Source organism: Silanimonas sp. (genome assembly GCF_027530345.1).
GTDB lineage: Bacteria > Pseudomonadota > Gammaproteobacteria > Xanthomonadales > Xanthomonadaceae > Silanimonas.
The window spans coordinates 83,899-97,705 of record NZ_JAPZQK010000010.1 but is presented as its reverse complement, the minus strand read 5'-3'; the positions used below and the strand labels follow the sequence as shown (position 1 = coordinate 97,705).

The following is a 13,807-nucleotide window of genomic DNA, read 5'->3' as shown; positions in this document are numbered from 1 at the left end:
GTTAGTGCCGAGGCTCCAAACGCGCGCTTTGCTGCATACGTATTCATGGACTTTTAACGTCTTTACTCGGTGCGACACTGGTCTCAGCACGCCGCTGGACGCTCGCCATGCCCTTCTTCACGTTCACAGTGAAGCCCTCGACCCGCCCCAGCGTGCGCACCCGCCCGCAGCAGGCGCATTGGGGCTGCGTATTGGCAAGCTTGCTTCTCGCGGGAGCGGCGGCCGCCGAGGCCCCCAAGACCCGATCGGTCGACTGGCGCGACCAGGTCCTCTACTTCGCGATGATCGACCGTTTCGCCGACGGCGACCCGTCCAACAACGACCAAGGCGCCGGCGTTTACGACCCCGCGGATGGCAGCAAGTACAGCGGCGGCGATCTGCGCGGCATCACCCAGCGCCTCGACTACCTCGAAGGCCTGGGCGTGACGGGGCTCTGGATCACTCCGCCGGTGGCAAACCAGTGGTGGGACGACGAGGCCCGCTTCTCCGGCTACCACGGCTACTGGGCCAGCGACTTCTCGGCGGTGGACGCGCACTACGGCACGCTCGGTGACTACGTGGCACTGGGGCAAGCCTTGGACGGGCGGCGCATGACCCTGGTGCAGGACATCGTGGTCAACCACATGGGCAACTTCTTCGCCTACGACGACTGGCGCGAAGGCGAGCCGGCGCATTCCTGGCGCCGGACGCGCGGCAGCCGGCCCATGGACCGGCCCACGCAGTGGCCGTTCTCCCAGAACGACCCCAATGACCCGGCGCAGCGCGTGCTGTCGGCCTACCACTGGACCCCGCCGGTCCGCGATTACACGAACAAAGTGCAGGAACTGACCTTCCAGATGGCCGGGCTGGACGATCTGGATACCGAAAGCCCGGTGGTGCGACGGGCGCTGCGAAAGAGCTTCGGCGACTGGATCACCAAGGTCGGCGTGGACGGGTTCCGGGTGGACACCGCTTTCTACGTGCCGGCGGATTTCTTCCCCGATTTCCTGCACGCCGAGGACCCGGAAGCCCCCGGCGTGCTGCGCGTGGCCGCCGCGCAGGGCAACCCGCGCTTCCACCTGTTCGGCGAGGGCTTCGGCATCGACAAGCCCTTCGAGGACGTGCAGATGCGCAAGATCGACGCCTACCAGCGCCTCGAGGGCGGCATCCCGGCGATGATCCAGTTCCCGATGTACGGGACCTTCGGCGATGTGTTCGCGCGCGGCCATGCGCCGGCCGAGTTGGCCTGGCGCATCGAGCGCACCCTGGCCGTGCACGCCGACCCGTGGCGCATGCCGACCTTCATCGACAACCACGACGTCGACCGCTTCCTCGCGGGCGCCGGCGAGCCGGCCCTGAAGCAGGCCCTGCTGGCGATGCTGACGCTGCCGGGCATCCCGGTCCTCTACTACGGCACCGAGCAGGGCTTCCGCAACCAGCGCGACGCGATGTTCGCCACGGGCTTCGGCAGCGGCGGGCGCGACCACTTCGACACCGCGCACCCGCTGTACCGGCAGATCGCCGCGATGGTGCAGCTGCGCCGCGCCTATCCCGCGCTGTCGCGCGCGCGGCCCGAGATCCTCGCCGCCGACGGCGTCGGCCCGGGCGTGGTGGCCTGGGCGATGCAGGGCGATGCGGAAGCCGGCCGCAGCGACGGCGACCGGCTGGTGGTGATGCTCAACACGGCCGAAGACCGTCGCCTGCTCGACCTCGACGGCCTGCCGCCCGGCGCGCGCCTCGTGCCCCTGCTCGCCCTCGACGGCGACGGCCCGGTGCTGCAGGCCAACGCGGAGGGCCGCGTGCTCAGCGAACTGCCGGCCCGTGCCGGCGGGGTGTGGCGCGTCGAGCCCGCGCCGCGAACGGCGGACGGTGCGGCCACGCCCGCGGATTCGGCCTCGGTGCCGACGCTCGACGCGGTGCCCGAGGTCGTGCGCGACACGCTCGTACTCACCGGCACCCTGCCCCCGGGCCGCGACGGCACGCTGGTCGTGGACGGCGACCTGCGGCGCGCGCAGCGCCTGGTCGCCGACGCTGCCGGGCGCTGGCGCGAGACGGTCCCGACCGATGACTTCATCGACCCCAAGGCCACGCACCGCGTGGTGGTGCTGGCCGGCGACGGGCTCGCCTCTCCGGGCCAGACCTTCCGCGTCGAGCGCGACTGGGCCCTGCTCGCCGAAGCCACCGATCCGGCCGATGACGACGCCGGTCCCGAGGGCCGCTACCGCTACCCCTCCGACCCCAGCTACGCCGGCGAGGCCAGCATGGATCTGCGCGTGATGCGGGTTTACGGCAGCGGCGGTGCGCTGGCGATCGAACTGACGATGGGCGAGGTGCTCGACCGCTGGAACCCGGCGAACGGCTTCGACCACGTGGCTTTCTCGGTCTTCCTCTCGCTGCCCGGCCGCACGGACGGCGCCACGGCCATGCCGGGCCAGAACGCGACGCTGCCCGACGGCCGACGCTGGCAGGTGCGTTTGAGGACCCACGGTTGGAGCAATGCCGCGTTCACCGCCGAAGGCGCCGATGCCGACCGCGACGGCACGCCGCTCATTCCGGGCGCGCGCATTGCCGTCGACAAGGCGCGCAAGGTGGTGCGCTTCGAATTCCCGGCCGCCGCGCTCGGCCACCCGGCCGAGCTCTCCGGACTCGTCGTGCACGCCACCACCTGGGACTGGGACGGCGGCTGGCGCGCGATGACGCCCGAAGGCGGCGGGCACACGATGGGCGGCGGTGATGGCGCGAGCGATCCGCGCTGGATGGATGCGATGACGGCCGAGGTGCCCTGAAACGCGGACGCAAGCGGCTCAGGCCGCGGCGGCCCGCAGGGTGAAGAATCCGTTTATCGTCAGTCGACCGCGCCGCGGATCGTCCGAGAGGCCGGCGACATCGGTGACATGGCTGGTGTGGAACAGATCGCCGTCGTAGGCGATGAGGCGATTGAATCGCGGTTCGACGACCCCGAGCCGCTCGAACCACGCGTTCGAATCGACCAGGTAGCCCGGCGCGACGTCAGGATGCCTGGCGCGGAAGGCCGCGGCGTCCAGAGTCGAGCTGTCGTGCACCAGCATGGCCGTCGCCAGCGCGTCGCGGCGCGGCGCGTAGAAGGCCGTACCGCCCAAGGCCGAATCCTCGAACAGGTAGAGCACGGACGCCGCGACGCGCTCACCCGGGTGGACAGCGTCACGATCGCGGTGGCAAAGCCATTGCCTCGGCTGAAGCCGAGCAGCCGGCCACGTCGCCATCGCGAAGCGGCTGTGCACGCGGAGTGTCCGACGGCCTCCCAGACGCCGGCGAAGATGCTCACCGAACCAGGCGTCCAGACGCGCGGTAAAGGCTTCCGGCATCGGCAACTCGGGGCCCGGGAACGCGTTGTGCGTCGTTTCCCTGGCATGGGCCCAATGCTCGGCGGCAAAGTCGACGAAACGCACCGGCTCGAGCAGTGCGTCGTCGATGACCCAGACCACCGCACCGCCGCCGAACTCGACGGCCTCGATGCGAGGACGGGGATTGAACAGCACCGGCGTGCTCAGGCCGCAGCGGAGGCGGCGCAATGGCGGGCGATGAAATCGGCATGGTCGGGCATCACGCGCAGGCAGTTCTGGATGATCCGCCGCGTATCCTCCACGTGCTTCGCCACCGCCGCATCGTCGAAGGAATCGACCAATGCATGCCAACGGCGCGGAAAGATGCCCTGGCCGATCATCACCTGCACCCAGCTCATCTCGCCGAAGAGCTCGTCCTGCTCGCGGAAGAAGCGGCCGTTGCTGCGGAACAGATCGATCTTCGCCTGCAGCGTCTCCGGGATCGGCATGTCGCGCACCCGGCGCCAGAACGGCGTGTCGTCGCGGGTGGTTGCCTTGTAGTGGAGAATGAGGAAATCGCGAATGCGATCGAACTCGAAGTGCGACTGGGCGTTGAAGGCGGCGATGTCGACCGCATCGAAGCCGGCATGCGGGAAGAACGTGGTGAGCCGCGCGATCGCGGACTGGATGAGGTGGATGCTGGTCGACTCGAGCGGCTCCATGAAGCCGCTGGCGAGCCCCACGGCAACGACATTCTTGTTCCAGAACAGGTTCCGCTTGCCGGTGACGAACTTCAGGATCTTCGGCGTCATCAGCGCCGGGCCTTCGAGTCGCTCGAGCAGCCGGGCGCTGGCCTCGTCCTCGCTCAGGTGGTCAGCACAGAAGACGTAGCCGTTGCCGACGCGGTGCTGCAGGGGAATGCGCCACTGCCAGCCCGCTTCGCGCGCCGTGCTGCGAGTGTAGGGCGTCAGCGCCTCGCGGCGCTCGCACTGCACGGCTGCGGCGCGATTGCACGGCAGCCACTGGCTCCAGTCGACGTAGCCGGTCGCCAACGTCTGCTCGATCAGGATGCCCCGGAAGCCGGAGCAGTCGATGAAGAGCTGCCCGTCGACGCGACGTCCATCCTCCAGCGTGATTCCGGAGACGAATCCGCTCTCGGGGTGCTGCTGCACCGACGCGACTTTGCCCTCGAGACGCGTCACGCCGCGCGCCTCCGCGTACTCGCGCAGGTACCTCGCGTAAAGCGCGGCATCGAAGTGGTAGGCGTAGGCGATATCGGCCAGCGGCGAATTGGCGTACTGGGCGCTTGCCGGCAGGAAGCGGTTGGCCCGCGCCGCCACGGTGTTCAGTGAATAGTCGTCGAGCGGGCCGGCGTTCCCAGCGGCGCGGGCCTTCAGCCAGAACTGGTAGAACGGCGCCAGACTCATGGACTGGCCGATCTTTCCGAAGCCGTGGATGTAGCTGTCACCCTTGCGGCCCCAGTCGACGAACTCGATGCCGAGCTTGAAGCTTCCCATCGTGCGCCGGACGAAATCCGCTTCGTCGAGCTGCAGCGCCTCGTTGTACTGCTGGATCATCGGGATCGTCGCCTCCCCGACGCCGACGGTGCCGATCTCCTCGGATTCGACGAGCGAGATCGAATACGTCGGGCCGAGCGTCTTCGACAGCGCGGCAGCCGTCATCCAGCCCGCCGTTCCGCCGCCAACGATGACCAGGCGATCGACGCGGGACGAGGTCATGCGGAAGCTCCAGAGACGGAGGAAAAGGGAACAGCAACGGCATCAGGGGACCGGCAGTGGCGGCCGAGAAACGCCTCGTGCGTGGGCATGGCCTGTGCGGCCGCGGCAAGCACGCGCTTCACGTCGTCCAGCATCGGCGCCATCGAAGGCGCGCCATGAAGGTCGGCCAATGGGTGCGCGCGCTTCGGCATCAGCCCCTGACCCACCATCACCTGCAACCACCCCGTCTCGGTGAAGAGTTCGTCGGCCTCGCGGTGGATGCGACCGTGCGATTCGAAAAGCGCGATCTTCTCCGCCAACGCGGGCGGCGGCTCGGCGTTCCGCAGCGCGTCCCAGAAGGGCTCGCCGAAACGGCGATTGGCCCGGTAATGGAGCACGAGGAAATCGCGGCAGCGCTCGTATTCGAAGCGGGTCAGCGCGTTGTACTTGGCGGTGGTCGCGGCGTCGAAGCCGGCGTCGGGGAAATGTGCGAGGAGGCGCGCGAGCGCCGACTGGATGAAGTGGATGCTGGTGGACTCCAGCGGCTCCAGAAAGCCGCTGGCGAGCCCGAGCGAGACGACGTTCCTCTTCCACGGCTCACGGCGGATGCCGGTCACGAAACGCAAGGGCCGCGGTTCGGCCAAGGCCTCGCCGTCGAGGTTGGCGAGCAACGTCGCGATGGCTTCGTCCTCGCTGATCGCCTCGCTGTTGAAGACATAGCCGTTGCCGGTTCGGTGCTGCAGGGGGATGCGCCACTGCCAACCCGCGCGGCGCGCGGTCGCGCGGGTGTAGGGCGTGAGCGGCGATGCACTGGCACAAGGCACCGCCACCGCGCGGTTGCAGGGCAGGTGGGCCGACCAGTCATCGTAGCCCGCATGCACGGCGTCTTCGATCAGCAGGCCACGGAATCCCGAGCAATCGAGGAACAGATCACCGTCGACCCGGCGCCCGCCGTCCAAGACGACGGCCTCGACGAAGCCATCCGCGGCACGCAGCGGCACGTCGACGATGCGGCCCTCCACCCGCTCGACGCCCAGGGCCTCGGCCTTGCGACGCAGATACTTCGCATACAGCGCCGCATCGAAGTGGAAGGCGTAGGGAATACGACCCAGCGGCGAATCGCCGGCGTTCGGCAGCGGCCGCATGAAGCGGCCGGCATATCCGGCCACGCTGTTGAACACGTAGTCGCCCAGTGGCCCGGCGCGGCCCGCTAGGCGCTCGCGCACCCAGTGGTGCCAGAAGTGCACGAGGCCGAGATCAGGCCCGCCCACGGGCCCGAACGCGTGCATGTAGGAGTGCCCGGGCTCGACCCAATCGCGGAATTCGATGCCGAGCTTGAAGCTGCCGTTCGTCTCGCGAACGAACTCGTCCTCATCGAGGCCCAGCGTGGCGTTGAACAGCCGGATCATCGGGATCGTCGCCTCGCCGACGCCGACGGTGCCAATCTGCTCGGACTCCACGAGCGTGATACCGATGCGCCGGCCGAGCACGGTGGCAAGCAGGGCCGCCGCCATCCAGCCGGCGGTGCCACCACCGACAATCACGATGCGCCGCAGCGCCTTGCTGTGCTCCACGTCCACTCCGTCATTGCTGCATCGTCGGCGGCGCCCCCGCGCCGCGCCGTGAGGCGTTAACGTTTAACCGAGCGCGCCGGGCCTGTCCACGTGAATACGGTTCCAGCGCGTGAACGCGTCATCACCGGACGGAAACCCTATGCCCCGCACCTTTCCCACCCTGGCCCTGCTGCTCGGACTGGCCCTGCCGCTCGATGCCGCGGAGCCGCCCGCCGACGCGCCGCCCCTTCCGACTGTCGCCGCCGGTCGGGTCGAACGCCTCGCCCTGCCCGCCGAAGGCCCGGTGGCCGCCCGGCCGATCGACGTCTGGCTGCCGCCGGGCTACCCAGAGGACGCACCCTACGCCGTGGCCGTGATGTTCGACGGACAGATGCTGTTCGACGACGGCATCACCTGGAACCGCCAGGAGTGGCGCGTCGACGAGACCGCCAGCGCGCTGCAGGCGGCCGGCCGCACGCGGCCCTTCATCGTCGTCGGGGTGTGGAACCCCGGCCCCGCGCGGCATGCGGAGTATTTCCCCCAGCGCCCCTTCGACGCCCTGCCCGCCGCCGTGCGCGATGCACTGCGGCATGGCGCGAAACGCGGCGAAGCCCCGCTCTTCGCCACCGACCTCTACAGCGATGCCTTCGTCGCGTGGCTGACCGATCGCGTGCTGCCGCACGTGGCCTCGCGCTACCCCGTCTCGCCCGCGGCCGACGACCGCGTGCTGATCGGCGCCAGCATGGGCGGCCTGATCTCGACCTACGCCCTCGCCGAGCGTCCCGCGGTCTTCGGCGGCTTCGGGGCGATGTCGACGCACTGGCCCGGCATCTTCCCGGGCACGGAGAATCCGGTTCCCCCGGCCTTCTTCGAGTACCTGCGCGCGCAGCTGCCGACGCCGGGCCGGCACCGCCTCTACTTCGACCACGGCGACGCGACGCTGGACGCGTTCTACCCGCCGCTGCAGGCCGAAGTGGATCGCATCGCGGTCGCGAAAGGATGGGCGTTTCCGGCGTATCGCAGCCTGGCCTTCCCCGGCGCCGATCACTCGGAAGCGGCGTGGGCCGCAAGGCTGGATGGGGTTTTCACCTTCCTGCTGCCGCCGCGCGCTGACTGAGCTCAGCCGCCGCCTTCGGTGAGCTCCAGGTCCTTTTTCCAGAGCTGCACGATCAGGCTGCGGATGTTGCGATGGCGGTCGGCAGGCAGCACTTCGACGATCTTCGAAGCCGTTTCGTCGACGTTCCGCCGCTTTGGCGTGGCGTAGAGCTGCCCACTGGGATCCATGACGGCTCGCAGCACCGGCTTGCGGGCGTCGTTGGTGCGCCGCACGCACACCCCGACTTCGCCGTTCGCCAGCTTCACCACGGTGCCCGGCGGGTAGACACCGAGCTGCTTCACCAGCACCTGCACCAGCCGGGCATCGAACTTGGCCGCGCCACCGACGAACAGTTCGCGCAAGGCGTCCTTCGCGAGGTACGCCGGCCGATCAGCACGGGGACGCATCATGGCGGTGAAGGCATCGGCGAGAGCAACGATGCGCGGCCCGACGGGGATCTGCGCACCCGCGAGACCACGCGGATAACCCGAGCCATCGATTCGCTCATGGTGCATGGCCACTGCCTGCATCCATACCGCGTCATCCACGCCGATGTGCTTGAGCAGCTCGACCGCGCGCACGGGATGCTCGGCCACCATCTGCTTGTGGTGGTCGAGCAGGTCGCCCGGATGCAGGGCGAGCCCGTCGTGGTCCTCGACCACCGCGACATCGACCGTCAGCGCGGCCGCCACGAGGCTCGTCTGGGTTTCCCGGGGCAATCCTTCGGCGACGGCTAGGAGCTTGGCCACCGCCGCCGCGTGCAGGGCCCGCTCGGACAGCGTGTGGCTGTGGGCGAGCAGCTGCTGCACGCCGATGAACTGGTCCTGGTCGCGGACGAAGAGCTCGTCGAGCCAGCGCACGACGGATTCGAGGTCGGCCCAAGTGGTGCCCGAGGGCGGGCGAACGAGGCTGCGCAACAGCTTTTCGATCTGCTCGACCAGGAGGGCGAGTCGGCCTTCGGTGGACGACTCGCGATGCAGTTGCTCCTCGAGCCGATCGAGGTCGGAGAGTTCTTCTTCCTCGACGGTCTGTCGCTGGAAGAAGCCGCGCTCGTTCAATCGATCGAGCACGGCCTCCGTGCCGATCACCTTGCCCTTCTGCAGCAGGACCTGGCCGCTGCGATCCACGATGGCCACCTCGAGGCGGTCACCGATCTTGAGCCCCAGTCCGGAGGCAGCTACGAGCTCCATGCACGTCCCTCCCCGGGGCCACGCACATGCGTAGCCCCGGGATACGCCTCGACCACGCGGCGGTCAAGCGGCCGGCGGGCCTCGAAACGTCAGGCCCGGTGATTCCGTGACACCGGCCACTCAACAGGCCGGCAGCGGCGCTCCGTCCGGGCCCTCGAAGCGACGCTCGCGCGGGGAGGCCTCGGCCCGGCCCTCAACCGTCTCCAGCGCGACGCAGGCCTTGCCCCGGACCGTGCGCAGGGTGGCCCGCTGGCGCAGGAAGGCGCCGTCGCGGTAGGCCATCGATTCGCCGTCGTCGTCGTAGAGCACGCCCGTGGCACGGCCTTGCGAATCGGGGAAGGCGCGGAAGACGATCGGCTGCGCGGCCATCTCGCCGGTGTGCTGCACGACCGGCTGCATGGCCACCATGCTTCCAGCCCGAACAAAAACCGGCAGGCGCTCGACCGGCGCCTCGACCTTGTGGGTCTTCCCGCCCTCGAAGCGCGCGCCGCTGTGGAAGTCGATCCATTCGCCCTTGGGGAAGTACACGTCGCGCGAGGTCGCGGCCTCGACGAGAACGGGTGCCACGAGCAAGTCGGTGCCGACGAGGAACTGGTCGCCACGGCCGTGGGTCTGCGGGTCCTCGGGGTACTCGAGCATCAGCGGGCGCATCACCGGCAGGCCCGTTCGGCTGGACTCCTCCACCGCCGTGTACAGGGTGGGCAACAGGCGGTAGCGCAGCTCGATGGTGCCCTTGTTGATGCGCGTCCACGGCTGGCCAAAGGACCACGGTTCCTGGTCCGGCGTGGCCTGCTCGGTGTGCCCGCGGAAGAACGGCGAGAACAGCGCCGCCTGCAGCCAACGGGTGAACAACTCGCCGGACGGGTAGCCCGAAAAGCCGCCCACGTCGGCGCCGATAAAGGGGAAGCCCGAGAGCCCGAAGTTCAGCAGCATCGGGATGGACTGCTGCAGCGAGGCCCACTCGGCGCGGTTGTCGCCCGTCCACACCCAGGCGTAGCGCTGGCCGCCCGCGAAGGTGGCGCGGGTCAACACGAAGGGACGCTCGTTCGGCTTCAAGGCGGTAAGGCCCTCGAAAGTCGAGCGCGTCATCTGCATGCCGTAGAGGTTGTGCACCTCGGCATGGTTGGTGGGCTGGCCTTCGTGGTCGAAGCGGACATCGTCGGGCATGGTGTTGGCCGGCGGCACCCACACGGCCGGCTCGTTCATGTCGTTCCAGATGCCGGCGATGCCGACGTCGGTGAACATCTTGTGCTGCCGACCCCACCACGCGCGCGTAGCGGGACGGGTGAAGTCGGGAAACACGCTGTTGCCGGGCTTGTTGGGCGCGTTGATCGGCCACACCGGGCCTTCGAACAGCGTGCCGTCCGGGTTCTTGACGAAATGGTCGCCAGCCACGCCCTCGTCGAAGATCCGGTAACCCGGCTCTTTCGTCGGATGCGGATCGAGGATCACGACCGTGCGGAAGCCCTGCTCGCGCAGATCGGCGACGAGTTTGGCCGGGGCGGGAAAGCGCTCGGCGCTCCAAGTGAAGGGCTTGAACTCGTCCTGGTAGTCGATGTCCAGCCACAGCGTGTCGGCGGGCACCTGCTCCTGCCGGAAGGTGTCGGCCAGGCGGCGCACGCGCGCCTCGGGGTAGTAGCTCCAGCGGCTCTGGTGGTAGCCCAGCGCCCAGCGCGGCGGCAGCGGCGCGCGGCCGGTGAGCTGGGCGTAGCGGCGCACGACATCGCGCGGGTGCGGGCCGGCGATCACCGTGTAGTCGAGCTCGCCGCCGTCGGCGCCGAAGCTCAGCAGTCCACGGCGCTCGCGGCCGACGTCGAAGCTGCTGCGGTGGGTGTTGTCGAGGAACACGCCATGCGCGCGGCCCTCGCGAAGCACGAGGAAGAACGGCACCGAGGCGTAGATCGGATCAGTGGAGTTGTCGTAGCCGTAGGTGTCGCTGTTCCACATCACGTAGTGGTAGCCGCCCAGCGCCCAGCCGCGCCTGTTGAACGCGCCGTTCTTCTCACCGAAGCCGTAGACGTTGTCGGTGTCGCGCAGCTGCTTCCAAACCCGCACGGCCGAGCCGTCGTGCGCCATGCCGCGACCGGCGTCATCGGCGTCGATGACGTGGCCGTCGGCGTCCTTGATCGCAAGGCGGAACGGCGCCGCCTGCACTTCGACGCGCAGCGAAGCGGTGGCGATCACGCTGCCGGAAGCGGTCGATTCGAAGCGGAAGTCCTGCGCACCGAGGTTCCGGTCGACCACCGTGTCGCTGTGGTCGCGACCGAACGGCGTCGGCGAGAACCGCACGCGGACCACGTCCGGCGACAACACGCTGATGGCCACGTGCTCGGTGCGCCCGCTGTCAGCGGCGGCCGTGAACGTCACCGTGTTGCCGTCGCGCTGCACCTGCGGCAGCGACTCCAGATGACGCCACTGGGCCGCGGCCCACGCTGGCAGCAGCGCCATCACGCCCGCCAGGGCCGCGGGCAGCAGTCGGGAAGGTGTCGAGGTCATGGGGTGTCCTTGCGCTCGGTGTCGGTCGGCGCGAGCAGTTGCGCGCGCGTCGGTTGCGGATGGCGGTCGAGGCCGCCGGATTCGATGAAGCGTTCCAGCACGTCGCGGCCCTGCCGTACCGGCCAGCCGCCCGAGGGCGGCATGGGCTCGGCGGCGAGCGGCCACGGCGCCGGGGCTTCCGGGATCGGCAAGTCGATGACGAGCGGGCCGTCGCGCAGCGTCACGGCCCGAGGTTCATGGCCCCCCAGCATGCCGCCGAGCGACAGGCGCAGGGGCCGTTCGCGCGCCGCGAAGGTCCAGCGTTGGCGGCCCTCGCGCTGGATCACGTTGAAGCGCAGCGGTTCGCCATCGCCCAGCGGCAACACGGCCTCGATGTCGGTCCAAGCGGCCGGAAGCGCGGGGCTCAGCTCGACCACGCCATCGAGCAGACGCGGGCGGACGCCTAGGTAATCCTGCACGGCGTTGCGGACGAACTCGGCCGTGCTCCAGCTCTGCGCATAGGTGCCGGACGGGCGCACGCGCCCGGCGTCTTCTAGCGTGGCGTCGGCGAGTTCCGCGAGATGCCCCGGCGCGTCGTCCTCGAGGATCTGCCGAGCGAGCTCGCGAGTGACGCGATACGCCGTTTCCTGCTGATGGAACCGCGCCAGGGCCGTGATCGCCGGGCCTGCCGTCCACTGCCAAACCGTGCCGTTGTGGTACGCGGCGTCCTTGTGGTGGTGCGCGTCATCGACATGCCGCGGATGGAAGCGCGGGTCGTCGGGGGCGAGCGACAGCGGCCCGCGCGGCAGCAGCAACGCGGCGGCCGTGTCGCGCGTGACGGCCTGTTCGACGTCGGAAGGCAGGAAGGGGAATCGTTCCGGCAGCGGCGGCACCGAGACCGCCATCCAGGCGTTCGGCCGCACGCTGGTATCGACGCGGCCATCGGCCAGCAGGCGGTCAGCCAAGCGGCCGTCACGCCAGAAGCGCGCCAACACCGCGGTGCGCGTGCGAGCCGCCATCGCGGCGTAGCGTTCGGCCTCGGCGCTGTCGCCCTCGCGCGTCGCCAGATCCGCACCGATCACCAGCACCGCATGCCACAGGGCCTGGATCTCGATGGCACGGTCGCCGCGCGGCGACCAGCCGCGACCGCCGCGGATGCGGGCATCCATCCAGGTGTCGGCTTCGGCGTGGCGCAGCAGCCCCTCGTCGTCGAGGTGCGGCTCGGCACCGGCCACATAGTCGCGGATCAGGCGCCGCAGCCCGGGCAATCCGGCGGCGTCACCGCTGGCCTGCGCTGTCTCCCATGCGGCGCGGATCAGCCACGGCGTCCCATCGACGGTGTTGTAGAGCGTGTCGGTCGCCGCAGCCACGCGGTTCGGCACCCGCCCCTTTTCCGGGCCGTCGGCGCGGTTCTGCCATCGGGTGAAGTTCTCGATGACGGCCTGGGCACGCCCGAACTCGCCGGTGACGAGATGGGTGCCCGGCAGGGCGATGAAGGTGTCGCGGCCCCAGTTGTCGCGGAACCATGGCAGGCCGGCCCAGAGGCCCGGGCCGAACTCGTCGGTGCGGAAGGTGGCATTGCTGGCGATGGCCCAGCGGAAGGCGTCATCGAAGGCCGCATCCCCCGTTCGGAGGCGCAGCGATTCGAGGCCCGCGCGACGGCGTTCGATGCCGGCCGCCCAGAGATCCCCGCCGAAACCCCGGTCCGCCTCGCCCTGCAGCGTGGCCATCGTCGCGTTCGCGTCGGGCGGGGTTCGGCCGAAGGCCAGATGCACCGCGAGCGTCGAGGTCGGCACCTCGGGTTCGACGAGGACCAAGGCGATCTCCGCAGGCGCACCCACGGCACGCCGCAGCGCGTCATCGGCCTCGAGGCGCTGCACCGGCACGTTGGTGGAGAACGCGTGCCCGTCGGCCTCCGGCCCCAGCATCAGCAGCAGAGCCACGCGGCGGCCATCGCGCGCTTCCGCACAGATCGACAACGCGGGATGTCCGGCCTGCAGTTGCACGGCCTCGATGCTGCCGTCCGCATGGCGCACCTCGTGACCCCAGAGCCGCAACGTGTCGCTCTCGGCCTCCCTGCGATCGCGAAGCTGGCCGTTGACCAGGACCGCAAAGCCGCGCAGCAACGACCGATCCCCCGGCCCCGACCACGCATGCATCCGATAGCCCGTGCCGCCCAGCCATTCGAAGGCCCGCGCGTCGAGGTCGCCGCGATGCTGGTCGCTGGCGACGATGCGTTGGCCGCGCCCTTCGGGCCCACCCACCGGGTGCAAGCGCAGCGACGGCGCGTCGCCCTGCGGCGCGCAATAGGGCGACGTCGCATTGGCGAGACCAACACAACCAAAAACCGCCAACAGCGTGATGCATCGCAGCATGCGAAAACCGTTCCATCGAATTGGCAGTGAGCGTAGCGGCTGTCCCGAACCCGGGCGGCGCACGCATACGTATGCATCGCGATTGGCCCTCCCACCGCACGCGCACGGCCTAGGATGCG

General features: G+C 69.6%; 8 protein-coding genes. 2 read left to right on the top strand and 6 right to left on the bottom strand.

The genetic code is table 11. The features are described 5' to 3' along the window. The first annotated feature begins 107 nt into the window (after nt 1–107). Nucleotides 108–2,765, top strand: coding sequence for an alpha-amylase family glycosyl hydrolase (locus O9255_RS06505; protein WP_297866043.1), 2,658 nt, complete (start codon nt 108–110; stop codon nt 2,763–2,765). Between the two features lie 18 nt (nt 2,766–2,783). On the opposite strand, the gene O9255_RS06500 is transcribed toward O9255_RS06505, so the two are convergent. Genes O9255_RS06500 through O9255_RS06490 form a run of 3 tightly spaced genes read right to left on the bottom strand, consistent with a single transcriptional unit; the run spans nt 2,784 to nt 6,573 of the window. Beyond that, the gene (locus tag O9255_RS06500; RefSeq protein ID WP_297866042.1) at nt 2,784–3,530 is read right to left on the bottom strand and encodes a DUF6445 family protein; all 747 of its coding nucleotides are present in this window, start codon (nt 3,528–3,530) and stop codon (nt 2,784–2,786) included. Then, entirely contained in the window at nt 3,506–5,020 is a 1,515-nt protein-coding gene (locus O9255_RS06495) for a tryptophan halogenase family protein (RefSeq protein ID WP_297866041.1), read from the bottom strand. Before O9255_RS06495 ends, O9255_RS06500 begins: the two co-directional genes overlap by 25 nt. Further along, nucleotides 5,017–6,573 (bottom strand): tryptophan halogenase family protein, encoded by a 1,557-nt coding sequence (locus tag O9255_RS06490; protein WP_297866040.1) that lies wholly within the window; start codon nt 6,571–6,573, stop codon nt 5,017–5,019. The genes O9255_RS06495 and O9255_RS06490 overlap by 4 nt, the downstream gene beginning before the upstream one ends. Nucleotides 6,574–6,712: 139 nt before the next feature. Between O9255_RS06490 and O9255_RS06485 the strand changes: the two genes are divergently transcribed. Then, a complete protein-coding gene (locus tag O9255_RS06485; RefSeq protein WP_297866039.1) occupies nt 6,713–7,669 on the top strand; it encodes an alpha/beta hydrolase-fold protein in 957 nt (318 codons plus the stop codon). Between the two features lie 2 nt (nt 7,670–7,671). Here O9255_RS06485 and O9255_RS06480 read toward each other — a convergent pair whose 3' ends face one another. From O9255_RS06480 to O9255_RS06470, 3 genes are all read right to left on the bottom strand, one after another. Then, on the bottom strand, nt 7,672–8,838 hold the full coding sequence (locus O9255_RS06480) for an HD domain-containing phosphohydrolase (RefSeq protein ID WP_297866038.1): 1,167 nt from the start codon (nt 8,836–8,838) through the stop codon (nt 7,672–7,674). Nucleotides 8,839–8,958: 120 nt separating this feature from the next. Next, nucleotides 8,959–11,334 (bottom strand): glycoside hydrolase family 31 protein, encoded by a 2,376-nt coding sequence (locus O9255_RS06475; RefSeq protein WP_297866037.1) that lies wholly within the window; start codon nt 11,332–11,334, stop codon nt 8,959–8,961. Continuing rightward, entirely contained in the window at nt 11,331–13,688 is a 2,358-nt protein-coding gene (locus O9255_RS06470) for an amylo-alpha-1,6-glucosidase (RefSeq protein WP_297866036.1), read from the bottom strand. The genes O9255_RS06475 and O9255_RS06470 overlap by 4 nt, the downstream gene beginning before the upstream one ends. Between the last annotated feature and the right edge of the window lie 119 nt (nt 13,689–13,807).